24 protein-coding genes and 1 tRNA gene are annotated in these 23,483 nt (G+C 71.2%); 9 read left to right on the top strand and 16 right to left on the bottom strand.

Annotation, left to right across the window (positions count from 1 at the left end; all coding sequences use genetic code 11):
- Window positions 1-3 precede the first annotated feature (3 nt).
- From IO30_RS0110160 to IO30_RS0110095, 13 genes are all read right to left on the bottom strand, one after another.
- The gene (locus IO30_RS0110160; RefSeq protein ID WP_031141460.1) at window positions 4-1,053 is read right to left on the bottom strand and encodes an acyl-CoA dehydrogenase family protein; all 1,050 of its coding nucleotides are present in this window, start codon (window positions 1,051-1,053) and stop codon (window positions 4-6) included.
- The gene (locus IO30_RS0110155; RefSeq protein WP_078904624.1) at window positions 1,053-2,027 is read right to left on the bottom strand and encodes a bifunctional MaoC family dehydratase N-terminal/OB-fold nucleic acid binding domain-containing protein; all 975 of its coding nucleotides are present in this window, start codon (window positions 2,025-2,027) and stop codon (window positions 1,053-1,055) included. Before IO30_RS0110155 ends, IO30_RS0110160 begins: the two co-directional genes overlap by 1 nt.
- Window positions 2,024-3,181: an acyl-CoA dehydrogenase family protein gene (locus IO30_RS0110150; protein WP_031141457.1), complete on the bottom strand. Its 1,158-nt coding sequence runs from the start codon at window positions 3,179-3,181 to the stop codon at window positions 2,024-2,026. The genes IO30_RS0110155 and IO30_RS0110150 overlap by 4 nt, the downstream gene beginning before the upstream one ends.
- A 203-nt stretch (window positions 3,182-3,384) precedes the next feature.
- A complete protein-coding gene (locus IO30_RS0110145; protein ID WP_031141455.1) occupies window positions 3,385-3,696 on the bottom strand; it encodes a hypothetical protein in 312 nt (103 codons plus the stop codon).
- Between the two features lie 698 nt (window positions 3,697-4,394).
- Entirely contained in the window at window positions 4,395-4,784 is a 390-nt protein-coding gene (locus tag IO30_RS44510) for a DUF6344 domain-containing protein (protein ID WP_031141452.1), read from the bottom strand.
- A gap of 133 nt (window positions 4,785-4,917) precedes the next feature.
- On the bottom strand, window positions 4,918-5,154 hold the full coding sequence (locus IO30_RS44505) for a hypothetical protein (RefSeq protein ID WP_031141451.1): 237 nt from the start codon (window positions 5,152-5,154) through the stop codon (window positions 4,918-4,920).
- Window positions 5,151-5,921, bottom strand: a complete 771-nt coding sequence (locus tag IO30_RS41840; RefSeq protein WP_157853175.1) for a hypothetical protein — start codon at window positions 5,919-5,921, stop codon at window positions 5,151-5,153. Before IO30_RS41840 ends, IO30_RS44505 begins: the two co-directional genes overlap by 4 nt.
- Before the next feature lie 348 nt (window positions 5,922-6,269).
- Window positions 6,270-6,356 (bottom strand) — tRNA-Ser (locus IO30_RS0110120).
- A 49-nt stretch (window positions 6,357-6,405) separates the two neighbouring features.
- Entirely contained in the window at window positions 6,406-7,353 is a 948-nt protein-coding gene (locus IO30_RS0110115) for a trypsin-like serine peptidase (protein WP_031141449.1), read from the bottom strand.
- Window positions 7,354-7,581: 228 nt separating this feature from the next.
- Window positions 7,582-8,643 (bottom strand): YeiH family protein, encoded by a 1,062-nt coding sequence (locus tag IO30_RS0110110; protein WP_031141447.1) that lies wholly within the window; start codon window positions 8,641-8,643, stop codon window positions 7,582-7,584.
- Window positions 8,643-9,197, bottom strand: coding sequence for a cysteine dioxygenase family protein (locus tag IO30_RS0110105; RefSeq protein WP_031141445.1), 555 nt, complete (start codon window positions 9,195-9,197; stop codon window positions 8,643-8,645). Before IO30_RS0110105 ends, IO30_RS0110110 begins: the two co-directional genes overlap by 1 nt.
- 112 nt (window positions 9,198-9,309) lie before the next feature.
- Window positions 9,310-10,215 (bottom strand): LysR family transcriptional regulator, encoded by a 906-nt coding sequence (locus IO30_RS0110100; protein WP_031141443.1) that lies wholly within the window; start codon window positions 10,213-10,215, stop codon window positions 9,310-9,312.
- Window positions 10,216-10,312: 97 nt separating this feature from the next.
- On the bottom strand, window positions 10,313-11,908 hold the full coding sequence (locus IO30_RS0110095) for a S1C family serine protease (RefSeq protein ID WP_031141441.1): 1,596 nt from the start codon (window positions 11,906-11,908) through the stop codon (window positions 10,313-10,315).
- Window positions 11,909-12,147: 239 nt separating this feature from the next.
- On the opposite strand from IO30_RS0110095, the gene IO30_RS0110090 reads away from it, so the two are divergent.
- The 3 genes from IO30_RS0110090 to IO30_RS0110080 all read left to right on the top strand — a co-directional run bounded on the left by IO30_RS0110090 (window position 12,148) and on the right by IO30_RS0110080 (window position 14,765).
- A complete protein-coding gene (locus IO30_RS0110090; protein WP_199921056.1) occupies window positions 12,148-12,936 on the top strand; it encodes a glycerophosphodiester phosphodiesterase in 789 nt (262 codons plus the stop codon).
- A gap of 171 nt (window positions 12,937-13,107) precedes the next feature.
- Window positions 13,108-13,623, top strand: a complete 516-nt coding sequence (locus tag IO30_RS0110085) for an ATP-binding protein (RefSeq protein ID WP_031141439.1) — start codon at window positions 13,108-13,110, stop codon at window positions 13,621-13,623.
- A gap of 167 nt (window positions 13,624-13,790) precedes the next feature.
- Complete coding sequence (locus IO30_RS0110080; RefSeq protein WP_031141438.1) at window positions 13,791-14,765, top strand: DUF5926 family protein; 975 nt, start codon at window positions 13,791-13,793, stop codon at window positions 14,763-14,765.
- 180 nt (window positions 14,766-14,945) lie between these two features.
- Here IO30_RS0110080 and IO30_RS0110075 read toward each other — a convergent pair whose 3' ends face one another.
- Together IO30_RS0110075 and IO30_RS0110070 are read right to left on the bottom strand one after the other, a co-directional pair.
- Entirely contained in the window at window positions 14,946-15,518 is a 573-nt protein-coding gene (locus tag IO30_RS0110075; RefSeq protein ID WP_037893583.1) for a hypothetical protein, read from the bottom strand.
- A 117-nt stretch (window positions 15,519-15,635) separates the two neighbouring features.
- Window positions 15,636-16,388, bottom strand: a complete 753-nt coding sequence (locus IO30_RS0110070) for a bifunctional DNA primase/polymerase (RefSeq protein ID WP_031141436.1) — start codon at window positions 16,386-16,388, stop codon at window positions 15,636-15,638.
- 407 nt (window positions 16,389-16,795) lie between these two features.
- On the opposite strand from IO30_RS0110070, the gene IO30_RS0110065 reads away from it, so the two are divergent.
- Complete coding sequence (locus IO30_RS0110065; RefSeq protein ID WP_078904063.1) at window positions 16,796-18,325, top strand: PP2C family protein-serine/threonine phosphatase; 1,530 nt, start codon at window positions 16,796-16,798, stop codon at window positions 18,323-18,325.
- Window positions 18,326-18,446: 121 nt separating this feature from the next.
- Window positions 18,447-19,913 carry an aminopeptidase P family protein gene (locus IO30_RS0110060; RefSeq protein ID WP_031141433.1) on the top strand — a complete coding sequence of 489 codons (1,467 nt, stop codon included), beginning with the start codon at window positions 18,447-18,449 and terminating at the stop codon, window positions 19,911-19,913.
- A gap of 70 nt (window positions 19,914-19,983) precedes the next feature.
- Here IO30_RS0110060 and IO30_RS0110055 read toward each other — a convergent pair whose 3' ends face one another.
- Complete coding sequence (locus tag IO30_RS0110055) at window positions 19,984-20,427, bottom strand: ATP-binding protein (protein ID WP_031141432.1); 444 nt, start codon at window positions 20,425-20,427, stop codon at window positions 19,984-19,986.
- Between the two features lie 188 nt (window positions 20,428-20,615).
- On the opposite strand from IO30_RS0110055, the gene IO30_RS0110050 reads away from it, so the two are divergent.
- The 4 genes from IO30_RS0110050 to IO30_RS0110035 all read left to right on the top strand — a co-directional run bounded on the left by IO30_RS0110050 (window position 20,616) and on the right by IO30_RS0110035 (window position 23,475).
- Window positions 20,616-21,431, top strand: a complete 816-nt coding sequence (locus IO30_RS0110050) for a hypothetical protein (RefSeq protein ID WP_031141431.1) — start codon at window positions 20,616-20,618, stop codon at window positions 21,429-21,431.
- A gap of 109 nt (window positions 21,432-21,540) precedes the next feature.
- A complete protein-coding gene (locus tag IO30_RS0110045) occupies window positions 21,541-22,260 on the top strand; it encodes a YcnI family copper-binding membrane protein (protein ID WP_031141430.1) in 720 nt (239 codons plus the stop codon).
- Window positions 22,261-22,324: 64 nt separating this feature from the next.
- Window positions 22,325-22,978 carry an SCO family protein gene (locus IO30_RS0110040; protein WP_031141428.1) on the top strand — a complete coding sequence of 218 codons (654 nt, stop codon included), beginning with the start codon at window positions 22,325-22,327 and terminating at the stop codon, window positions 22,976-22,978.
- Window positions 22,975-23,475 (top strand): copper chaperone PCu(A)C, encoded by a 501-nt coding sequence (locus IO30_RS0110035; protein WP_031141426.1) that lies wholly within the window; start codon window positions 22,975-22,977, stop codon window positions 23,473-23,475. Before IO30_RS0110040 ends, IO30_RS0110035 begins: the two co-directional genes overlap by 4 nt.
- Window positions 23,476-23,483: the final 8 nt, after the last annotated feature.

Genomic DNA, 23,483 nt, shown 5'->3' with positions numbered 1-23,483 from the left:
CGCTCAGCCCTCCTGCGCCAGTACGGCGCCCAGTTCGGCCAGCAGCTCGCTGCCGCAGCCCAGGTACGCGTCCAGCTGGCGCCCCCACAGGAAGTGCCGGTGGACGGGGTGGTCCAGGTCGGCGCCCATCCCTCCGTGCAGGTGCTGGCCGGCGTGCACGACCCGTTTGCCCGCCTCCGAGGCCCACCAGGCCGCCGTGAGTGCGTGCTCGCGTGCAGGAAGCCCCTGGTCGAGGCGCCAGGCCGCCTCGTACGCGGTGACCCGGATGGCTTCCGTGTCCATGTAGGCATCGGCGGCCCTCAGCATCACCGCCTGGTTGGTGGAGAGCGGCCGGCCGAACTGCTCGCGCGTGGAGGTGAACTCGACCGCCCGGGCGAGCGAGCCCGCACAGACGCCCGCCTGGAGTCCGGCGAAGGCCGTGCGCGCCACGGCCAGCGTGTGCTCATAGGCATCCGGGACGGCGTTCACGGCGGAGCCTGCGCACCCGATGCGTTCGGCCTCGGCGCCCGTCAGGGTCAGGCTGCCCGCCGACCAGGGGGCGGTGGTCTCCACGGGGGACGTCCGCACGCCGGACGCGTCCACCCGTACGAGCCACAGCGTGCGGTCCGTGTCCGGGACCAGCACGTGCGTGGCGTCGCGCAGCCAGGGCACGGCGGGGGCCGTACCGGTAATCCGGGCGCCCTCGGACCTGAACCGGCCGCGGTCAGGGAAGGCTCCGCTGGCCACCGCTTCGCCCGTGGCGAGCGCGGGCAGCAGTCGGTCCCGCTGCTCGGCGCTCCCGTGGGCGGCGACGGGAAGGATGCCGTACGCGCAGGTGGCGGCGTACGGGACCTGTGCGGTGGTGCGCCCCTGTTCCTCCAGCAGCAGCACCAGGCCGAGCAGGCCTATGTCCTCGACGGCGGCGATGAGACCGGATGTCGTGAGGGCCTTCCACAGCTCGGTGTCGGTACCGGTGCCCGTGGCGGCGAGGCGTTCGTGGGTGGACAGGTCGCGGAAGATCCGCGCGGCGAGACCGGCGGCAGCGGCCTGATCCTCGGTCGGGTGGAAGTCCATCAGCCCTCTCCCCCGCGGAAGACGGGCAGTTCGAGGTCGTCGTCGACGCGCAGGAACTCCAGCCGGACGGGCATGCCGATGCGCACCTTGTCGTAGGGGATGCCGGTGATGTTGGTGACCATCCGGACGCCTTCGGCGAGCTCCACGAGGGCGACCGCGTAGGGCGGGTCGAAGGCCGGGAAGGGCGGGTGGTGCATGACGACGTAACTGAACACGGTCGCTTCGCCGGACGCCTCGACGGTGTCCCAGTCGGGCGAGGAGCAGGCGTTGCAGCCCGGGAGCCACGGGAAGCGGAGGGTGGCGCAGGCGGTGCAGCGCTGGATCAGCAGCCTGTGGTCCCTGACTCCGTCCCAGAAGCCCTGGTTGTCGCGGTTGACCACCGGGCGGGGACGCTGGGCCCTGGACTGCGCGGGCTTGCCGGCCGCGGGCCGGGGTGCGGCGGGGGTGTACTTGAGGATCCTGAAGCGGTGGGTCCCGGAGAGTTCGCCGTTCGCGTGGACGTCCATGCGGGTCGTCACGAAGTGCCCGGTGCCCAGCTTGGTCGTCTTGCGGGGGGACACGGCCTCGATGACGGCGTCGAAGGTGATCGTGTCGCCGGGGCGCAGCGGTCGCAGGTACTCCTGCTCGCAGTCGGTGGCGACCACCGAGGTGAATCCGGCGTCGTCCAGGAGGGCGGAGAGTTCGTCGTAGGCGGTGGAGCGGTCCGTGTGCCCCGAGAGGCCGCCCATCGTCCAGGCCTGGAGCATCGTGGGCGGAGCAATGGCATCCGGCCCGGTGTACGCCGGGTTGGCATCGCCCATCGCTTCGCACCAGTGGCGGATCATCGCCGCGTTGACGGGATCCTTGCCGCGCCCCCCGACGGCGGCGGGCCGGCCCTCGAAGTCCTTCAGCAGTGTGTGGAAGCTCTCCGCCTCTCCGCTCCCGTCCGGTCCGGTCGCCCCCCGGGCCTCCCCGGCCGCCCCGTCCGGTGTCATCGCTTCCTCCCTTTCATACCGAGCCGCATCATGGCGACGATCTCCCGCTGGACCTCGCTGACCCCGCCACCGAAGGTGTTGATCTGCGCGGCCCGGTTCATCCGCTCCAGCTCGCCCCCTTCGAAGGAGGCGGCCCCCGGGCCCCGGATCAGGCCCGCCTCGCCCACCACCTCCTGGCACATCCGGTACACCTCGACGGTGGACTCGGTGCCGAGGAACTTCACGCCGCTGGCGTCGCCGGGCGCCAGAGTGCCGCCGCCCACGTCCTGGACGAGGCGCCAGTTGAGCAGCCGTACGGCGGCCAGCCGGGCGTACGCCTCGGCCAGCCGGGACTGAACCCAAGGCCGGTCGGCGGGCCGGTCCCCGTTGTCCGGGTCGGGGGTGCGGGCATGGGCGAGCGCGGCCTCGTAGAAGTCCTCGGCCTGCATGCCGATGGCGGCGAGGGCCACGCGCTCGTGGTTGAGCTGGTTGGTGATCAGGCCCCAGCCGCCGTGTTCGGGGCCGACGAGGTTGCCCGCGGGCACGCGGATGGAGTCGTAGTACGTCGCCGTGGTCGTGAGCCCGCCGACGGTGTGAATGGGGGTCCAGGCGAAACCGGCGGCTTCGGTGGGCACCAGGATGATCGAGATGCCCTTGTGCTTGGGGGCCTCGGGGTCGGTGCGGCAGGCGAGCCAGATCCAGTCCGCGTTCTGGGCGTTGGAGGTGAATATCTTCTGCCCGTCGATCACCCAGTCGTCGCCGTCGCGTACGGCTCGGGTGCGCAGGGAGGCGAGGTCGGTGCCGGCCTCGGGCTCCGAGTAGCCGATGGCGAAGACGATGTCGCCCCGGAGGATGCGGGGCAGGAAGTAGTCCTTCTGCGCCTGCGTCCCGTACTTCATCAGGGTCGGGCCGACGGTGTTGAGCGTGACCATCGAAACGGGTGCGCCCGCCCGGTAGGCCTCGTCGAAGAAGACGAACTGCTCGTCCGGGCCGCGGCCCTGGCCGCCGTACTCGACCGGCCAGCCGAGCCCCAGCAGTCCGTCGGCGCCGAGGCGGCGCAGCAGTTCGCGCTGGCCGGACGGGTCCTCGGGCACTCCGTCCGGCAGTAGTTCCCTGAAGTACTCCCGCAGTTCGGCGCGGAGCCGCAACTGGCCTTCGGTCGGGGCGAGGTGCACGGCGCTGGCCTCCCGGCATCACATCATCGAGTGAACCTGACTGTCCGTCAGATTCACCCGTGATGTCAAGGTCGGAAAGCGCCCGAGGATGCGACGGGCAGGCCGGCAGGCCGGGGACGCGCGCGAGGGCGCCTGCGCTACCGGACCCCAGCCGGTCCGGTCGCACAGGCGCCCTCAAGAGTTCGAGCGGTTTCGGACCGCGGCTACCACCAGGGGTAGAAGTTCACCGCCACGTGCGAGTTGGACTGGTCGATGGCCGTGAAGGCCGATCCGTTGACCTGCGCGGTGTTGTTCTGGTTGGACGCGCCGGAGCCCGTGGCCACCTGCTGCGAGGTGGAGGAGTTCCCGTTGTTGTTCCCGCCCACGCCGCTGCCGATGATGCTGGCGACGCTCGCATTCGACCCGTCGTTCGCGAAGGAGCCGTTGTCGGCCGACGCCACTCCCCCGAAGAGGGCGGCGGTGAGGGGGAGAGCGGCGACGGCGGCGATGACGCGGGCGGTGCGGATGCTTGCCATGTCTGAATCCTCCATAAAACCGAAGTGGGACTTCTTCCAAGGCAGTTGGCCGACCGCCCCGGTCGTTGCGTGTGCTGACGACGTCGCGAGACCAGAGTTGCCCACCGAATCCCCGGCGAACCACCCCGGAGTCCCCGATTCCCCCGCAAGTATGACCAACATCGGATAAACCTGATTCACGCCCCCGAAGGCCCAGGTCAGCACTCCGCGAACCGCCGAAACCCGCGCCCCGCAAGCGCTGAAGCGTTCCGCCAGACCACTTCGTCCGGACATGCCAAAAAGGGCCGCGTCGTCCGGGAACCCCACCGTCTCCCGGTCCTGCGGCCCTACGATCCCAAGCTTCGCGCCCCCTGCGCGCCCCCGGCGCCCGCCGGGGCAAACCATCCGTGCCCCGCCCCGGGGCACCGTGCGGCGCGATCCACGGTCATGACCGACCGGGCTCGAGCGCCTGCGTCTGAACTGTCTTCGGACCTGCTCCTGAATCCGTTCCTGGACGTGCTTCTCCTGCGCGTATCGCTCGTACTGCTCGTGCCGCTCGTACTGCTCGTGCTCTTCGTCGCGCTCGCATCTCTGCGTGGCGCTCTCACTCTTCGTCGTGCTCGTGCTCTTCGTTGCGCTGGGCTCTTTGTCGTGCTGCTGCTCTTCGTCGTGCTCGTGATGCCGTACGCGTGCTGCCTGGACCGATAGGTGTTACGGAACTACGCGGCAAGCGCCAGCACTTCCCGGGCGGCTCCGACAGGGGCTCCGACAGCGGCTGCGGTCAGGTCCAGGTCTGCCGATACGGAACCGGCCCCCATGGCCGCGGCAGTGGTCGAGCGGCGGACGGACGGGGTCTTGCCGTGGGCCTCGGCGCGGATCCGCTGCTTGATGGTCGGCGGGAGCGAACCGCCCCGCATCATCGCCCGCCACGTCCGTCGGGCCGTCACCGCCTGCCGGCGCGCACCGGTGGCCGCAGCCGGAGCGGCGGGGGCGGAGAAGGAGGCGGCGGCCGGAGCAGCCTTCCCGCCGAACCCGAAGGCTCCGAGGAGGGCCACGAGAGCGGCGAGGACGGCGGTCCAGATCGAGGTGAAGGTGGTGCGGTGTGCCATGACGGGATGCCTCATTTCGCGATGTTCCGACGGGCGGATCTGCATACATTCGTCATGATGTGGTCGCAACCGCACGACCCCCACCACGCGCGCCGATCTTCCGACAAACACCACTCAGAAGGCCTAAAGAGCCCTAAATCGTTGGATTCTCCTCAGCTTTTTCGGCCCTGCGACGGACGGCCCGGACCCCGATGTCGTACGCCAGGAAGCCGAGGGCGAGGACGACGAGCGGCCACACCAGCCGCGAATCGGGCGGCACTGCGCCGGTGAGCAGCGCAGTGAGGACCGTTCCGGTGCTCACTGCCGCTGTGGTCTCCGGAAGGCCGGGCAACTGCAGCCGGACGGTGCGCCCGGCTCCGTCGCGGCTCACCGGGCCCCGCCACCCTGCGTCTCCACGGCAGCTTGGGCGCGCACGGTGTACCGGGTCCCGAGGCGCTTGAGCTTGCGGCGGACCCGTTCCCCGTACGAGGCCGGATGCCCTGCGGCTACCGCGGCCCGGTCCCAGCCGGCCCCGTCCTCGGCCCAGGTCCAGGCCGTGGATTCCTCGTCGGGGTGCAGGGCGCGCAGGACGACGGCGAGGCGGCTGTCGGACCGTTCGGCCGCCAGTGTCTGGGACTCCGGGGTCCGGTGGTCGACGAGCAGGTCCTCCAGCGTCCAGGTGCCGCCGACCGGCTGGCCGAGCAGCGCCGTGCGCCTGCCCTGCACCCTGCGTTCCCAGAGCGGCTGCAGGCGCCGGTGCTCGGTTTCCACATCGTGTCTGAGCAGGGAAACGACCGTCGTGGCCGGGGCCGCGCCGTCTCCGAGGGCGGACACCCAGTCCCCGAGCAGCGCCATTTCCACCGCCTCCCGCCAGCGCTCCGGCTGCGCGAGTCCGAGCCAGGTACGGCTGAAGGTGTCCACCGCGTCCGTGTCGCCGTGCACGGCGCCGGCGCGTGCGGTGAGCGCCGCCCCGAGTGCGAGACGGACGATCGTGTGCTCCTCCTTGGGCCTGCAATGGCGGGCGAGCATCAGGAGCCACTCACCGACCACCTTCCTCATGAGCGTCAGGTCCGTGTCGGCCTCGGGCTCCTTCGAGGAAAGCCGCAGCAAGCCGCACAGGCTGTAGAGCCCCAGCGAGACCGCCATGTCCTTGTCCATGCGGAGCTCGCCCGGGGAGTCCGGAAAGGCTGCGACGGCCGCCGAATGGGGTACGCGGCGGTACGAGGCAGGGCGGCAGGCAGGGCCTCGGCCGCCTTCGGACACCTTCTCCAGCGGCGGGAGAAGCGGGTCCGGGCACGTGCCCGGACCCGTCGCGGGCCGCGAGGGGGTGGTGGCCGGGGGGATGTGGCGCGGTGCCATCAGTACTCCTGGTCGAAAGGGTGAAGCCTCCGTCATCTACGGGCGCGGCACGGGCTTCGACCGGCAATAAATCTTCCGGGCCGTCGACGGCGTACCGGAACGAAGACGGCCCCCGACCGGTCATCTCGGTCAGGGGCCGCTCAACTGCGGTGGGTGTGGGATTTGAACCCACGGTGACATCGCTGCCACGACGGTTTTCAAGACCGTTCCCTTAGGCCGCTCGGGCAACCCACCTGGCCGGTACAGAGTACCGGGCGGTGGGGTGCCGTGGGCGGGGCTGGGGTCAGGAGGTCTGGGCCTTGTCGTAGGCCGCCTTCGCCTCGTTGCCGAAGTACGGGCCGTACATCCGGTTCGGCAGGAAGGTGTAGCCGAAGCTGTTCACCGAGACCTGGGTGCCCAGGCCCGTGGCCTCGTTGAAGTCCTGGAACCAGGGGCCGCCGCTGGAGCCGCCGGTCATGTTGCAGGACAGGCTGTGGTCCTTGGTCAGCAGGAAGTCCTTGCCGCTGTTGCCGCTGCAGTAGACCAGCTTGCTGCCGTCGTACGGGGCGGCCGCGGGGAAGCCGAAGGAGTACATCTTCTTGTTGTAGCCGCCGTTGAAGAGGATGCCCTGGGCTCCGACGGCCTGCGTGAGCGTCTGGCCGTTCAGCGGGGCGACGACCGCGAGGCCGACGTCCATGTTCATGTCCTCGCTCGCGGCCCACTGGTCGGTGGCAAAGGTCTTGGTGGCCGGCCACTGGCCGTAGGGGGCGTTGCCGTTGCTGTAGGCAGGGACGAAGACCCAGTTGGTGTGCCAGGCGCCCTGGTACTTCACGCAGTGGCCGGCCGTGATGACCGTGCTGCCGTTGGCGCTGGTGACCGAGTCGCCCGAGCAGGAGGCGGTCCGGTCGCCCATGGTGAAGAAGACCCGGCCCGAGGTCTTCACCACGGCGCCGCCACCCGTCCAGGCGCCTCCCGCCTGCGGGAACGCCGTGGGGGACGCGGCGGCCGTCGGGGGGATGCTGGTGGGGGACGCCGAGGTGGCGACCGGGGTACGGGCCGCTCCCGGGACCGCCGTGACGTCGAGCGGTACGGCGGTGCGCATCCGGTCAGCGGTCCAGAAGCCCCGGGTGTGCTGCTGCCCGAACGAGGCTGAGGCGTCGGCGGCGGCCGAGGGGATGGCCGCCGTCAGCGCACCCGCGATCAGGGCGCCGGTGCTCACGAGGACGGATATGGCCCTGCGATGACGATTCACGCATGACTCCTTCTGCCGGCCCGGGCGTCCTGTCGGTCCCGGGCAGGGTGGGGTGAAGAGCTGTCGGTGCGGATCGGCTGTTCCGTTGTCGGGTTGTCCGGTGGTTCTGCAGTCCGGCGGTTCGGCTTGCGGGGGCAGAGTGGCACGGCAGCCCATCGATGTCAGGGGGCAGTCGGAACGTTCGGTCGGTTCCGGCCAGGAATTGGCCAACTCCCTTCCTCCGCAGCGTCATACGGTGAGCAGTACACCCGCGTACGAGACCCCGGCCACCACCGCCCAGGCGCCCAGCCCCAGCAGCGCGGCCCGCCCGCCGGTGCGCGCCAGCGTCGGCAGGTGCACCGCACTGCCCAGGCCGAACAGGGCGGCCGCCAGCAGGGCCTCCTGCCCCGTGTGGGCCCATTCCAGGGCCGCGTCGGGCAGCAGGCCGGTGGCCCGTACCGCAGCCGCGGCCAGGAACCCGGCCACGAAGAGCGGTACGGGAGCGGGCCGGCGCCCCGAGGCCGTACGCACCCCGCGCCGCCGGGCCCGTACCGCGAGGGCCACGGCGGCCACCAGCGGCGCCAGCATCGCGACGCGCATCAGCTTGACCAGCACCGCCTCGCCGAGTGCGTCCGGCCCCGCCGTCTGCGCGGTGGCCACCACCTGGCCGACGTCGTGCACGCTCGCCCCCACCCAGCGGCCGAAGGCCGGGTCGGTGAGTCCCAACGGGCCTTGCAGCAGGGGGAGGACCGCGATGGCCAGAGTTCCGCACAGGGTCACCAGTGCCACCGAGGCGGCCACGTCCTCCTCGTCGCTGCCGGAGACCTCGCTCACCGCACCGATCGCCGAGGCCCCGCAGATCGAGTAGCCAGTGGCGATCAACAAGGGCTGGTCGCCGGGCAGTTTGAGCCTACGGCCCAGCCAGAGGGTGCCGCAGAAGGTGGCAGCGACCACCCCGGCCACCATCGCCACCGTGCCCCAGCCCAGCCGGAGCACCTGGTCCAGCCCCAGACCGAGACCCAGCAGGACGATGCCCGCCCGCATGAGGCGCCGGCCCGCCAGGGACAGGCCTGGACGGGCGGAGCCGCGGACGAGGCTCCGGAGGCCGGGAAGGTGCGCCGCGGCGATGCCCAGGACCACAGACGCCGTCAACAGAGGGACGGCAGGGACGATGCGGTGCACGCACCACGCCAGGAGAGCGCCCGCGGCCGCGAGCGCCAACCCGGGCCAGGAAGAGGATGTTTCACGTGAAACACGGACCCCCCGCGCCGCCCGTGGCACCCGGGTGCCGGGGCGGTGCAGCAGGGCCATCAGTGGGCCGGGAGCGTGTAGACCCGGCGGATACTGCTGCCCAGACGGGCGACGTCGGCGCCGTAGACGTGAATCGAGATCGCCGTCGTACGGCAGGAGTTGCGGACCTTGTGGATGTCGCCGGGCGGTGCGAACCCGCAGACGTCGCCGGGGCCGTTGACCACCTCCTCGGTCGCCACCAGCCGGGCACCTGCTGCCGCCGTGGCGGGGGCGAGCCGGTAGCGGAGCTCGCTCTCCTCGCCCTCGTGCACCCCGGCCACGCACCACGAGACGTGGTCGTGGATGGGGGTCTCCTGACCGGGCAGCCACACCAGCGCGACCACCGAGAAACTGCCGTCCGGCTCGGTGTGCAGGATGTGCTGCCGGTAGCGGTCCGCCCACCCCTCACGCTGTTCGGGCGTGAGCAGATCGGGCGCCCCCAGGTGAGGGGCCACGCGCTCACCGACGAGGTAGGCCGTCAGATCGGGGGCCAGCCCCCGATCCACGACCGTGCGTATCTCCCGGACGAGGCCAGCCGTCCTCGTGGTGATGCGGGCCGGTGTCGTGGTGGTCATACCGGCAGCGTCCTGCCGTCGTTCCATCACGTCCAACGACAGTTCTTACCCGAAATCCCAAGCACAACTTATGGATTGAAGGGGGAGGACCGGGGTGGGCCGGGCCGGAGGGTCAGCACCCGATGCGGTTCGCGGCCACCTGCTTCAGCGCGTCGAGGACCACGGCCGTAGCCGGGACCCGCAGATGGTCGCGGTAGACGTACGCGGATATGTGGCGGCGCGCGGCAGGCTGGAGCGCGCGCCCGCAGACCCGGTTCAGGGAGAGGGAGGGCAGCACGAGCGCGGGCATCATGGCCACGCCCAGACCCTGCGCCACCAGGCTCTGCACCACCAGGTTGTCGTCGGTGGCGAACCGGATGTCGGGGACGAAGCCCAGCTCGGCGCACTCGTGCAGCAGGTTGGCCCGGCAGCGCGGGCAGCCCGCGATCCAGCGTTCCTCGGCCAGGTCGGCCAGGTGCACGGCCCGCCTTCGGGCCAGCGGATGCCCGGTCGGCAGGAGCACCGTCAGCTGGTCCTCGAGCAGCCTGACCTCGGTGACCTCGTCCGGGATGTCCTCGTGCAGCCCGGGATAGGTGAAGGCCAGGGTGATGTCGCATTCCCCCCGCTCCAGCCTGCGCAGGGAATCCGGCGGCTCCCCCTCCAGCAGTTCGACCTGCACCCCCGGATGCTCCTTGGCCAGGCCACTGAGCGCCTCTGGGACGAGCGTGACGTTGGCGCTGGGAAACCCGCACAGCTTGACCCGTCCGGTGCGCAGGCGGGCGTAGGCCTTGAGCTGGGCCTCGGCGGCGGACAGGCTGCCGAGGATGGTCTCGGCGTGCCGGGAGAGCGATTCCCCGGCCTCGGTGAGCTGCATCCTGCGGCCGAGGCGGGTGAACAGGGGCGTACCGACGGCACGTTCGAGTGCCTTCATCTGCTGGGTGATCGCGGGCTGGGTGTACCCGAGGACGCGGGCCGCCGCCGAATAGGACCCGGAGGCGACGACCGCGTGGAAGGTCCGGATGTGCCGGGAATCGAACACCGGAGAAGCATAAGCGGACGTTGGGAGGGGCCGTAGGCACAATCGCGCCTACGGCCCCTCCCAACAAGCCAGCACTGACGGCAGCTGCTTGGCGCAGCTACTTGTCGCCCACCCGCGAGCCGAGCGTGATGTCCACGGTGGTCGGCTTGCCGCCGCGCTGGTAGGTCAGCTTCACCGTGTCGCCGGGCTTGTACGTCCAGATCATGCTGATCAGGCTCGGGCCGCTGTCGACCGGCTTGCCGCCGAACTCGGTGATCAGGTCACCCGGCTTGAGGCCCGCCTTGCCGGCCGGACCGTTGGGGTCGACCAGTTCGTTGGCGGCCGCGCCCTGCTCGGAGATCTTCGCGCCCTCCGCCTTGGCCTGGAGGTCCACGGAGACCGAGATCACCGGGTAGACCGGCTTGCCGGTCTTGATCAAGGACTCCGCGACGTTCTTCGCCTGGTTGATCGGGATGGCGAAGCCGAGGCCGATCGAACCGGCCTGGCCACCGCCGAAGCCGCCGTTGCCCGCCGACTGGATCGCGGAGTTGATGCCGATGACCGCGCCGCGGCCGTCGAGGAGCGGGCCGCCGGAGTTGCCCGGGTTGATCGAGGCGTCGGTCTGGAGCGCGCTCATGTAGGAGTTCTTGCCGCCGGAGCCGTCACCGGAGGCGACCGGACGGTTCTTCGCGCTGACGATGCCGGTGGTGACCGTGTTGGACAGCCCGAAGGGGGCACCGATCGCGATCGTCGAGTCGCCGACGGCGACCTTCTCGGAGTCACCGAGCGGCAGCGGCTTGAGTCCCGCCGGCGGGTTCTTCAGCTTGAGGACGGCCACGTCGTAGCCCTCGGCCCGGCCGACCACCTCGGCCTCGTACTTCTTGCCGTCCGAGAAGGTCGCGGTGAGCTTGCCGCCGTTGGCCGCGGAGGCGACCACGTGGTTGTTGGTGAGGATGTGGCCCTGCTGGTCGTAGACGAAGCCGGTGCCGGTGCCGGCCTCGCCGTCGCCGGCCGAGGCCTCGAGGGTGACCACGCTGGGCAGGGCGCCCGCGGCGAGGCCCGCGATGGAGCCGGCGTCGCGCTTGAGCTCCTTGGGGGTGGCGGCGCTGATCGTGGTCGAGCCACTGCCGTTGTCGCTGCGGTCCGCGGCCCAGTAACCGATGCCGCCGCCGATGCCGCCCGCGAGGAGGGCCGCCACGAGCACGCCCGCGATGAGAGCGCCCCTGCCCTTCCGCTTGGGCGGCGGGGTGCCGTCGGGGGTCGGGTGCGCGCCCCAGGCACCGCCGCCGTGGCCCCCGGCGCCGTACGCAGGCACCGCGGGCGGCGGGGGCGGCCAGCCCTCGGCGCCGTGCGGGGCCGGGCCCTGCGGAGCGGGATCGTGCGGCGCAGGAGCCTGGGCATAGGCCGGGGCGGGGGCCTGGGCGGGCGGCGCGGGCGGGGCAGCAGGGGTGGGCGGCAGCTGCTGGGTCTGCTCGGCGCCCGGCACGGGCGTCGGCGGGAGCTGCTGCGTCACCGGCTCCGCAGGCGCGGCAGGCTGCCCGGCCGGAGCGGGCGCGGCAGAAACAGCGGGGGCAGCGGGGGCAGCAGCCGCCGGGGGTGCGTCGGCCGGCTGCGGAGCCGCTGCCGGGGCCTGCGTCTCGGAGGCCGGAGCAGGGGGTGCTGACGGGGCCGCGGGGGGCGTGTGGGCCGCGGTGCCCTCGTTCTCGGTGCTCACAGCGCTCTCTCCTCGTCACACACGGCTTCAGAAATCTCTGGCGATATCGGTCCGACTGAACGTTCGACGTGCCGCACAAGTTCCTGAGCAAAGCCTTTCCCATGGCCCGTCAGAGCACTGTAAGCCGCACCTGTGTATCTCCTGGCATCCTTTATATCCGACATTTCGGACGCACCTGTCGTACCCGTCCCCTTCGCCCGGGCCCCCGGCGGTGGCACCATGACCCGGTGACCCACGCAATGCCGCGCCCCATCCAGGTCGTCGCCCACCGCGGCGCCTCGGAGGACGCCCCCGAGCACACCCTGGCCGCCTACCGCAAGGCCATCGAGGACGGCGCGGACGCGCTCGAATGCGATGTCCGGCTCACCGCCGACGGCCATCTCGTCCTGGTGCACGACCGCCGGGTGAACCGCACCTCGAACGGCCGCGGCGCCGTCTCCGCCCTTGAGCTGGCGGACCTCGCCGCCCTGGACTTCGGCTCCTGGAAGGACCGCGAGGAGTCCCCCGACTGGGACGCGGACCCGGAGCGCACGTCCGTCCTCACCCTGGAGCGGCTGCTGGAGCTGGTCTCCGACACCGGGCGGCCGGTGCAGCTCGCGATCGAGACGAAGCACCCGACCCGCTGGGCCGGACAGGTGGAGGAGCGCCTCCTCTTCCTGCTCAAGCGGTTCGGCCTGGACGCACCGCCCGCCGAGGGACCTCACCCGGTCCGGGTCATGAGCTTCTCGGCCCGCTCCCTGCACCGGGTGCGCGCGGCCGCGCCGACGATCCCGACCGTGTACCTGATGCAGTTCATCTCGCCCCGGATGCGGGACGGGCGACTGCCGGCCGGGGTGAAGATCGCCGGTCCGGGGATGCGCATCGTGCGCAGTCATCCCGGCTTCATCCGCAAGCTCCAGGGTGCGGGGCACTCCGTGCACGTATGGACCGTGAACGAGCCAGAAGACGTTCAGCTGTGCGCTGATCTGGGTGTGGAAGCGATCATCACGAACAGGCCGCGACAGGTTCTGTCACAACTAGGGCGCTGACGTCCCTATTTGCCCACCCGTCACGCGCGACCCGGGCGTCACGGGGTGTGCTCCGGCGCATCCACTCCGCATTCGTTCGTCATGAATGCGTCAGAGTGCTCCGCCCCGGCGGTTTCCGGTCCAGGCCATTGGGGCATCCAGACCATGCGTGGGGCTAAGGAGGTTCCGGGGGTGGCGTTGGTGGTGGCACAGGAAGTGCCCACGTCGTCGTGCATGGACGTACGCCATGGTCCTGCGGGCGTGGGCGAAGCGAGACACCGCATGCGTGAACAACTGCGCATCAGCGGGGTGTCCGAAACGGTCGTGGACGATGCCGTTCTGATCCTTTCCGAACTGCTCAGCAATGCCTGCCGACATGGCAGACCGCTGGGCGCGGGAGAAGTCGGGGACGGGGAGATACGCGCCGCATGGCGCGTCGACAAGGCGGGACGACTCACGGTCGAGGTCACGGACGGCGGCGGGCCCACCCGCCCGGTTCCGGCCACGCCGTCGGTCACCGCACGGGGCGGCCGGGGGCTGAACATCATCAGCGCGCTGGCCCAGGACTGGGGTGTCCGGGACGGAGCGGCGGGTGAGGTCACCGTATGGGTGGTCGTTGCCTGTGGGCCCCGGCACGAGGATTTCGCTACGCGCGTTGCGCCCCCGGCGATCGACTTCAGCACCGCCTTCGACGACCTGGATCCCTGAGCGTCCGACGGGATCCCCGACAGCAGTACCGGTCATCCGCACAGGCGGCCGTCCGGGAGCGCACGCCGACCGTGCTCCCGGCCGCACCCCACCGGTTCCGGCGGTACGAACGGCTAGGCTCGCGCCCAGACACGACGCCGTACCGCCGCAACCGGGAGACACCCACGATGGCCAAGAAGCGCCCCGCAGCGAAGACTGCAAAGCCGCAGCTCAACAACGGTGAGATCCCGGTGGTGGGCGCTCGCGAGCCCTGTCCCTGCGGCTCCGGGCGCCGATACAAGGCCTGCCACGGCGCAGCCGCCGCGCACGCCGTCACCGAGCACGTGCAGCGCCCGTTCGAGGGACTGCCGGGCGAGTGCGACTGGGTCGCGCTGCGCGAGCTCGTACCGGCCGCCACCGTCCCGCTGTCCCTCAAGGGCGGCCTGCCCGAGGGCGTTCCCTCGGTCACGCTGGTGACCGTACTGCCCATGGCCTGGCCGGCCCTGCGCCGCGAGGACGGGTCCGTCCTGATCGGCCTGCAGAACGAGTCCTCCACCGGGGACCTCGGCCGCGACATGGCCGACACCCTGGAGCGTGCCCTCGTAGCCGATCCGGGGACTCCCGTTCCGGCCCGCCGCGTTCCCGCCGAGGGGCCCCGACTTCAGGATCTCCTGGACTCCGACGGCGGTTTCGAGCCGGTTGTGCACAGCGGCTTCGAATTCTGGATTCCGGAATCGGAGAGCGCGCAGAGCGCCTCCCCCGAGATCGCCGCCTCGCTCGAACGCGCCAACGCAGCGGCCATTCCCACGGTCAAGCTCTCCGGCGTGGACGCGGCGTACTGGTGCGAGACCCCGGAGAAGAACCACCTGCGCTGGGTCATGCCGCACCCCGAGGAGAAGCTGCTCGACGCCCTCGCCCGGCTGCACGCCGCGGGCACGTCCTCGCTCGGCGAAGGCACCCGACTGGTCGGTTCCTTCCGTGCACACGGCCTCATGGTCCCGGTCTGGGACCTGCCCACCGGAGTCACGGCCGACGATGTCGAGAAGCCCGCGGCCGAGTTCGCGGAGCGCCTGGCCGGAGCCCTGGCCTCGGACGCACCGCTGACCACCGAGGAGCGCCGGGCGCGCGGCGGGCTCACCAACCGCCAGGTGACCCTCAGCTGACCTGCACGCACGCGGGATCGCGGTGACCGGAGTCACAACTCCCGCTAATCGCCTGCAAATCGATGTCCGAATTTCAGAGATCGAATTTGCGAACAGGCGATCTCTTGTTACGGTTCTTGTAGCCCGGTCGCTGGTGCATCCCCCGTCGCCAGCGACCGGGCCCTTGTTTTTCGGCGGTTCTCAACCGTCACCCGGTGCCGGTGAGTTGCTCCCGGACCGCAGGAGCAGCGCACCTTCATCATCCGGAACTGCAAATTCCGCAACAGCCGAGTAGTCGTCCGGCTCACCCGCCGAAAGCTCCCTCGGCGTCTCACACAGCCCCGGCTCGTCCCCCGCGCCGACCGTGCACCGGATCTGCACCGTCCGCCCGGCCGGCCCCATCACGGTCAGCACGGCGTCCAGTGGACGGCCGCTCGTGTTCCGGTAGTAACTGCGGCCCCACGTACGGCCCTCCCCCTCCAGAACGCACGTCTGGGCCTCCACGCCGTGCGGCGAGGACAGTTCGGGGCCGCACCGGGAATCCGTACGGGCCTGCTCGGGCGGGCCGGGCTGCTGGGGCGAGGGCGGGGAAGACTCGGGCGACGCAGGCGCGGGCGATGGGCGCGATGGCTCCGTGAGGCCGAGGGTCGAGAACAGGCCGCCGCCTTTTCCGTCGTCCTGACCAGCGAAATCCGGTCCCGCGATCGCCCCGGCGAGCGGGAGCGACAAGATGATCAGCACACCGGCACCGATACCGATCAGGCGGAGATTCATTCGCCGAAGATAGCGACGCGGGAATGGGGCACGGAGATCCCCGCGCCCAATTCCCTTGGAAACCGGCCCAGCTGGCACCCGTACGAGTGATCCGCCGACGCCGGCCCGCCCCGTAGGTCAGTACGCCAGCCGGCTGCCGCCGCCGGGCGCTCCGCTGCTCGCCTCGACCAGTGCGTCCACGACCGCCTCGACCTCGGGCAGCCAGATCCTCGCGCCGTCCGCCGGCCGCTGCCGGGACTGGCTCCGCGACAGCAGTTGGAGCCCGGGTTCGCGCTCCCAGCGCACCTGCCCGCCGCTGGACGCGGCGGAGGGCGGCAGGAGCACGTAGCCGCCCTCACCGTGGAAACGCAGCGACGAGGGGACGTGGTCCTTCGCGTAGAGGAGCTCGCCGAGCCGTTCCAGCGAGTACGGGGCCACCAGCAGCGACCAGCGGGTGGGCGTGGCCAGCACCGGGCCGAGCCGCATGCCCTGCGCGTCCAGCCGTACGAGGGCCCGCGCCGCCGCGGCGGCCGGCAGGCTCACCGCGCACGGGGCGGCCCCGCCGGTGGCCAGGAGGACGGGTGCGGTGGGCCGGTTGGTCCACCACCAGGTCACCATCCGGGGGTCGGTGGTGGCGGCGAGCAGTCCCGGGTCGAAGGGGTGCGCGCCGGGGACGACGCAGTCGGGGTCGGGGCATGCGCACTTCGAGCTGTCCGTGCCGGACCGGCCGACTCCGGGCAGTACGGGCCACTGCCACACGGCGGCGCAGGTGAGGGCCGCGTCGAGGAGGGCGGGCGGGCGGCCCGCTCCGGCAGCGGAACGCCGGGGCCGGGACCGGGACTGGAGGCGCTTGCGGAGCCGCTGGAGACGCCTTCCGAGGATCTCGCGCATGAGCGCTCGTTCCTTTCCGTTGAACGCCGAGGGCCACATCACACCATGTAACAGGTGCATCACTACACGTACACGTTTCGCGTCACTGTCCGCTTGAAGCAGGTTCACACGGTTCGTGCAGTTTTCTTATCGGGTCCATCAAACGCCCGGCGGGGGCGGAACGCGACCCGCGCCGGCACCGGGAGCGGCTTCCGCCGCTAAGGACGACGGCCCGCGCCGGGCGGTTCCCGACAGGTGCGGGCGGCGCCAACTGACCCCGGACACTGCGGAGTACGTACCCGTGCTCTCTGGAACGCCCGCCCAGTCGACCGCAAAAACCGTCGGCTTCCAGCTTTTTCCAGCCAAGTTCTAGCCTTGGCTGGACAGTGAGTTGCCGTCCCACGGACACCAGGATTCCCACCTGGGCAATGCTGGACATGGATCCACGTGTGCGTGTAGATGTGGATTCCTTGATGGCGGCGCAGCACGGTCTGGGGGTTTGCGATGCTATTCGGCGAATCGCACCAGGTGGAAAGGCGGACGCCATGAGCGCCCCGCATCTGCCGAAAGTGGCTGGAATCGATCCAGCAGTTACCACGTCACCGCACACTGTGGCGCCCGCACCCGCCCTGAGCACCCCCCGGCCCGCCCCTCCGCCAGGCCCCGGCAGCCTGATCCAGGACCGGCTCGCAGGAATGGTCTCGGACCTCACCACCCTCCACGAGCTCACCGAGCGCCTGGCCCGCGCCGATGACCTCGACTCCTCCCTCCACGAGTTCCTGCGGGCCGGAGCCGCCCTCGTCGGCGCCCGCCGCGGACTGCTCGTCCTGGAACCCTCCGACGGCCTCGGGCCCAGCACCACGATCGGCCTGGGCCTCGGCCGCGCCGACCTCGGCCACATCGAGACCGTGCCGCGCAGCGCGACCTCCTACGGCCGCATCCTCGACGGCCTCCCCGACGCCCAGGGCGGCTCCGAGGTGCTCCCCGAACCGGGCGCCCCCGCCGGGACCGGCGGTTTCGCCGCTCCCGTGGACCCGCGCCACCGCGAGGTCGCGGCCCGCCTCGGCTACGCCGCCAGCTACGCGCTGCCGCTGACCGCCGAAGCCACCGGCCGGCTCGGCGCGGCCGTCTGGCTCTACGACGAGCAGGCCGAGCCGAGCGACCGCCAGCGCGACCTCGCCGGGCTCTACGTCCGGCACGCCTGCGAGCACCTGGCCCGGATGCTGGAGGTCGAGCGCTCCCGCTCGCGCCTGGCCACCGTCGCCGAGGAGCTGCTGCCCAGCCGGCTGCCGCGGGTCCCGGGAGTCCAGCTCGCCGCCCGCCACCACACCGGCCCGCACGGCGGAGGCGACTGGTACGACGCCCTGCCACTGCCCGAGGGCGCCCTGGGGCTGGCCGTCGGCTCGGTGACCGGCTCCGGCCCGAGCGCCGTCGCCGCGATGGGCCGGCTGCGGGCATCGCTGCGCGCCTACGCCGTCATGGAGGGCGAGGACCCCGTCGCCGTCCTGTCGGACCTGGAGCTGCTGCTGCGCCTGACCGAGCCCGCCCGGGCGGCCACCGCGCTCTTCGCCTACTGCGAACCGGCCCAGCGCAAGATCATCCTGGCGGGCGCCGGGCACACCCCGCCGCTGCTCATCGGTGATCGCCGCACCGAGTACGTGGAGACCTCGCTGTCCGCACCGCTCGGCATGCTGGCCTGCTGGGAGGCCCCGAGCGTGGAGATCGAGCCCGCACCGGGAGAAACGGTGCTGCTGTACACCGACGGGCTCCTGCGCCGCACCGGCGACCCCATGGACCGGGCCTACGCCCGGCTGCACGCCGCGGCCGCCGGAGTGCCCCGTAGCGCCCGGGACGACCCGGCCGCGATCTGCGACCACGTCCTGCGCACGGTGCTGCCCGACGGGGATCCGGCCGAGGCCCCCGAGGACATCGTGCTCCTGGCCGCCCGATTCGAGTGAGCTGAGGCCTTTGGTGCTGTTTGTGCGATAGCGCACACGACCCTCCGGGCTTCTTCCGGTCGCACATACGATGGACGAGGTCCACACCCAGGTCCGTGTCTGTCGTAGCTGAGGAGAAGACGTGGCTGACGAGCTCACCCCGGAGACCCCGGAAGAAGAGCAGCCCAAGAAGACGCACAAGCAGCGCAAGAACGGTCTGTACCCGGGCGTCAGCGACGAACTCGCGGAGAGCATGCGCACGGGCTGGGCCGACACCGAGCTGCACGGGCTGGAGCCCATCGCCCAGGCCGCGCACACCGCCGCCCGGCGCGCCGCACTGTCCGCGCGCTTCCCCGGCGAGCGCCTCGTCGTCCCCGCGGGCCGTCTGAAGACCCGCTCGAACGACACCGAGTACCCCTTCCGCGCCTCCACCGAGTACGCGTACCTCACCGGCGACCAGACCGAGAACGGCGTGCTGGTCCTGGAACCCACCGGGGAGACCGGCCACACGGCCACCATCTACCTGCTGCCGCGCTCCAACCGTGAGAACGGCGAGTTCTGGCTGTCCGGCCAGGGCGAGCTCTGGGTCGGCCGCCGGCACTCCCTCGCCGAGGCCGAGCAGCTCCTGGGCATCCCCGCCAAGGACGTCCGCGAGCTCGCCGAGGCCCTCACCGAGGCCGAGGGCCCGGTCCGCGCCGTCCGCGGCCACGACTCCCACATCGAGTCCGCCCTCACCGACAAGGTGACCAAGGAGCGCGACGAGGAACTGCGCGTCTACCTCTCCGAGGCCCGCGCCGTGAAGGACGACTTCGAGATCGGCGAGCTGCAGAAGGCCGTCGACTCCACCGTCCGCGGCTTCGAGGACGTCGTGAAGGTCCTGGACAAGGCCGAGGCCACGTCCGAGCGCTACATCGAGGGCACCTTCTTCCTGCGCGCCCGGGTCGAGGGCAACGACATCGGCTACGGCTCCATCTGCGCAGCCGGCCCGCACGCCTGCACCCTGCACTGGGTCCGCAACGACGGCGACGTCCGCTCCGGGGACCTGCTGCTGCTCGACGCGGGTGTGGAGACCCACTCCCTCTACACCGCCGACGTCACGCGCACGCTGCCGATCAACGGCACGTACACCGACATCCAGCGCAAGATCTACGACGCGGTCTACGAGTCCCAGGAAGCCGGCATCGCGGCCGTCAAGCCGGGTGCGAAGTTCCGTGACTTCCACGACGCCTCCCAGCACGTGCTGGCCGAGAAGCTCGTCGAGTGGGGCCTGCTGGAGGGCCCGGTCGAGCGCGTCCTGGAACTCGGGCTGCAGCGCCGCTGGACCCTGCACGGCACCGGCCACATGCTCGGCATGGACGTCCACGACTGCGCCGCCGCGCGCACCGAGGCGTACGTCGACGGCACGCTGGAGCCGGGCATGTGCCTCACCGTCGAGCCCGGTCTGTACTTCCAGGCCGACGACCTGACCGTGCCCGCGGAGTACCGCGGCATCGGCGTCCGGATCGAGGACGACATCCTCGTCACCGAGGACGGCAACCGGAACCTGTCGGCCGGGCTGCCCCGCACCTCGGTCGAGGTCGAGGCCTGGATGGCGCGCCTCAAGGGCTGACGTACCTCCGCGGCCACAGCCGTCTCACGAAGGGCGGGATCCCGGTACGGGGTGCCGCCCTTCGGCGCGTCTACGACACCTTGAGCAGCGCGTCGTCACGCCACTTCAGCATCTTGTCGAAGCTCACCACCGCGCCCCGCCCGGGGCGGTTGCGCAGGCGGACGTGGTCGGCGAGCTCGGCGATCAGGTGCAGGCCCCGGCCGTGCTCGGCCAGGGCGGGTCTACGGCGGGCCACCGTCGCGGGCGGGAATCCCGGACCCGAGTCGGTCACCTCGATGCGGCAGCAGTCCCCGTCCAGATAGGCCGTGACGTGGTACGCCTCGGTCTCCTCCAGGGCATCGCCGCAACCGCCGTGCTCCACCGCGTTGGCACAGGCCTCGCTCAGCGCCACCGAGAGATCGAAGGAGATGTCCGGGTCCACCCCCGCGGTGTCCATCGTCCCCAGCAGCAGTCGCCTGGCGAGCGGCACGCTCGCGGCTTCGCGCCTCAAGTGGAGAGACCACCAGATGCTCATACGGTTACCTATTGCCGCCCTCGGGGGGCCGTAAGCGCCCGGACGTCCCTCGGCGTCCTCAATGCCCTCGTTCGGCCGATGTGGCACTCCCGGACAGCGGTGTATGCACGATGCCCGTGGCACGGAACCGCAGGCACGCGCGACCTGCCGTATGCAGGGCATGACCCCAGTGCGATGATGGCCCGGCCATGACTGCCCCCCACGCCCAGCACGCCGGAGCCGGACCCCGGCTCGTACGGACCGCGGTTTTCACCGCGGTCTGCGTCGTGCTGGCTGCGATCGGGCACGCCCTGGCATCCTGCGCCACCGTGCCCTGGTGGTCCCTCGGAATCGGCTTCCTGGCCGTCTTCGCGGCCGCGGCCCCGCTCGCGGGACGCCGCCGTACGCTACCGGGCATCGCCGTCGGGCTCACCGCCGGACAGCTGGCGCTGCACACGCTGTTCGGCCTCGGCCAGCACGGCAGCGCGGCCGCCCAGGCCCCGGCCGGATCCTCCGACACCTCGGTCGCGGCCCTCGCCGCGCAGCTGGTGTGCGGGGGCAACTCCGTCCCGCTCGACCCCGCCTCGGCCCGGCAGATCGTGGAGGCCGCCGGACTGGACCCGGCAGCCCTGGCCGCCCGGTCCCTGGACGAGGGCCAGGCGGTCCACGCCCACCTGGCACACGCCGCCGGACCGGCTCCCGAGACCGGCCTGTTCAGCCCTGCCATGCTGATCGGCCACCTGCTGGCCGCGCTCGCCGCCGGCTGGCTGCTCGGTCGGGGCGACGCCGCGCTCGGCCGGCTCGTCGAGCTGTCCCGGCTGTCCACCGAAGCCACCCCGGTACGGGCCCTGCGCACCGCGCTGGCCCTCGTACGCATCCTCGGAACCGGGCTGCCCGGCGCGCCCGCCCGTGACCCGCGGGCTCCGCGGACCGTCGCCGGTCCTGCTCCCGCCACCGGGCGGGAGGCACTCCAGCACGCGGTGATCAGGCGCGGGCCGCCCCCGGCCCTCGTCCTCGCAGCCTGACGCGGCACCCCCTTCCCCGGAGACACCGGGAGCAGCCCGGTGCCGCGAACTCCGCGCGCGCCCGTGCGCGGACCCACCGTCACCCCTGCTTCCGTGGAGTGTTTCTGCCATGAAGACCTCTCGCGTCTCCTTCGCCGCCGCCCTCGCCGCCGGCACCGTCCTCCTGTTCTCCGGCACCGCCTTCGCCCACGTCAGCGTGCAGCCCGGCGATGCCACCAAGGGCGGCTACGCGACGATCAACTTCAAGGTCCCCAACGAGCGCGACAACGCGTCGACGACCCAGCTCGAGGTCAACTTCCCGATCGACCAGCCGCTCACGTCCGTGATGCCGCAGGACGTCCCCGGCTGGACCGTGACGGTCGAGAAGAGCAAGCTCGACAAGCCGCTCACCGTGCACGGCAAGCAGATCAACGAAGCCGTCACCAAGGTGACCTGGTCCGGCGGGAAGATCGAGCCCGGCAAGTTCCAGCAGTTCCCGCTCTCCGTGGGCAAGCTGCCGGAGAACGCCGATCAGATGGTCTTCAAGTCCCTGCAGACGTACGACAACGGCGAGGTCGTCCGCTGGATCGAAGAGGCCAAGGAAGGCGCCGCGGAGCCGCAGAACCCTGCGCCCGTGCTGAAGCTGACCGCCGCCAAGGGCGACGACCACCACGCGGCCGACGCCAAGAACGCCGGTGACAAGAACGCCCAGGACGCGAAGGACGGCCACGCCGAGGCCGCCGCCGAGCACGGCTCCGACACGACCGCTCGCATCCTCGGCGTCGCCGGCATCGTCGTCGGGCTCGGCGGTGTCGCCTTCGGCGTCGCCTCGCGCCGCCGCTCCGCCTGACCTCGCGCCCTCGGGCAGCGTCGTTCCGGAACCCACTCGTATCCCCGATCCCAGGGACATTTCCATGCGCACCACACGTGTGACGGTCGCCGCGCTCGTCGCGGCGGCCGCCCTCACCCTCTCCGCCTGCGGCGGCGAACCCGTCAAGCCGGATTCGGTCACCCAGATCGCCGGCGGCCAGAGCGGCGCCAAGGCCGCGACCGTCCTGGACCGCCCCTTCACCAAGCCGGAACTCGTCCTCACGGACACCACCGGCAAGCCGTGGAACCTGCGTGAGCAGACCAAGGGCAAGCCGACGCTCATCTACTTCGGCTACACCAACTGCCCCGACGTGTGCCCGCTGACGATGAGCAACATCGCCGTCGCCAAGAAGGCGCTCCCGAAGGCCGACCAGGACAACCTCCGGGTCGTCTTCGTCACCACCGACCCCGAACGGGACACTCCCGCATCGCTCGGCCCGTGGCTCAACGCCCAGGACCCGGCCTTCGTCGGACTCACCGGAGACTTCGCCACCATCCAGGCCGCCGCACGCACGCTCGGCATCGGTATCGAGGCCGCCAAGAAGGAGGCCGACGGAAGCGTCGTCTCCATGCACGGCGCCCAGGTCATCGCGTTCTCGCCCAAGACCGACGAGGGCTACGTCCTCTACAGCGAGGGCGCCACCGTCGACGACTACACCAAGGACCTGCCGAAGCTCATCAAGGGAGAGAACCCGTGACCGCCCGCACCACCCGCACCCTCGCCGCCGCCGTCTCCCTGGCGGCAGCGCTGGTCATATCCGGCTGCTCCTCCTCCGGCTCCGACTCCGGATCCGCCTCCGGCGACGGTGCGGACAAGCCGAAGCTGACGGTCAGCGGTGCCTTCATGCCCGAGCCCGTCAACGACAAGATGGCCGGCGCCTTCATGGTCATCAAGAACGACTCCAAGACCGCTGACAAGCTCACCGGCGTGACGTCCCCGCTCTCGGACGATCTGCAGATCCACGAGACCAAGGACCAGAAGATGCAGCAGGTCCCCTCCAAGGACGTGCCCGCGAACGGTGAGCTGAAGCTGGAGCGCGGCGGCGACCACGTCATGTTCATGGGGCTCAAGAGCACCCCGAAGGTGGGCGAGAAGGTCACCGTCGAGCTGCACTTCGAGAAGGCCGGTGACGTCGAGGTCGAGCTCGACGTGAAGGAACGGACGTACACCGCTCAGCACTCCAACGCCCACTGACGGACCGA

This window comes from Streptomyces xanthophaeus (genome assembly GCF_000725805.1).
GTDB lineage: Bacteria > Actinomycetota > Actinomycetes > Streptomycetales > Streptomycetaceae > Streptomyces > Streptomyces xanthophaeus.
This window is presented reverse-complemented; position numbering and strand designations above follow the sequence as displayed.

Bases quoted from the DNA above. Each gene is read 5' to 3' on its own strand.
- IO30_RS0110090 (WP_199921056.1), top strand. From the start codon at position 12,148: ATGCCGCGCCCCATCCAGGTCGTCGCCCACCGCGGCGCCTCGGAGGAC.
- IO30_RS0110055 (WP_031141432.1), bottom strand. From the start codon at position 20,427: ATGAGCATCTGGTGGTCTCTCCACTTGAGGCGCGAAGCCGCGAGCGTG.
- IO30_RS0110155 (WP_078904624.1), bottom strand. From the start codon at position 2,027: ATGACACCGGACGGGGCGGCCGGGGAGGCCCGGGGGGCGACCGGACCG.
- IO30_RS0110040 (WP_031141428.1), top strand. From the start codon at position 22,325: ATGCGCACCACACGTGTGACGGTCGCCGCGCTCGTCGCGGCGGCCGCC.
- IO30_RS0110110 (WP_031141447.1), bottom strand. From the start codon at position 8,643: ATGGCCCTGCTGCACCGCCCCGGCACCCGGGTGCCACGGGCGGCGCGG.
- IO30_RS0110145 (WP_031141455.1), bottom strand. From the start codon at position 3,696: ATGGCAAGCATCCGCACCGCCCGCGTCATCGCCGCCGTCGCCGCTCTC.
- IO30_RS0110075 (WP_037893583.1), bottom strand. From the start codon at position 15,518: ATGAATCTCCGCCTGATCGGTATCGGTGCCGGTGTGCTGATCATCTTG.
- IO30_RS0110045 (WP_031141430.1), top strand. From the start codon at position 21,541: ATGAAGACCTCTCGCGTCTCCTTCGCCGCCGCCCTCGCCGCCGGCACC.
- IO30_RS44510 (WP_031141452.1), bottom strand. From the start codon at position 4,784: ATGGCACACCGCACCACCTTCACCTCGATCTGGACCGCCGTCCTCGCC.
- IO30_RS0110050 (WP_031141431.1), top strand. From the start codon at position 20,616: ATGACTGCCCCCCACGCCCAGCACGCCGGAGCCGGACCCCGGCTCGTA.
- IO30_RS0110160 (WP_031141460.1), bottom strand. From the start codon at position 1,053: ATGGACTTCCACCCGACCGAGGATCAGGCCGCTGCCGCCGGTCTCGCC.
- IO30_RS0110080 (WP_031141438.1), top strand. From the start codon at position 13,791: ATGGCCAAGAAGCGCCCCGCAGCGAAGACTGCAAAGCCGCAGCTCAAC.
- IO30_RS0110105 (WP_031141445.1), bottom strand. From the start codon at position 9,197: ATGACCACCACGACACCGGCCCGCATCACCACGAGGACGGCTGGCCTC.
- IO30_RS0110065 (WP_078904063.1), top strand. From the start codon at position 16,796: ATGCTGGACATGGATCCACGTGTGCGTGTAGATGTGGATTCCTTGATG.
- IO30_RS41840 (WP_157853175.1), bottom strand. From the start codon at position 5,921: ATGGACAAGGACATGGCGGTCTCGCTGGGGCTCTACAGCCTGTGCGGC.
- IO30_RS0110070 (WP_031141436.1), bottom strand. From the start codon at position 16,388: ATGCGCGAGATCCTCGGAAGGCGTCTCCAGCGGCTCCGCAAGCGCCTC.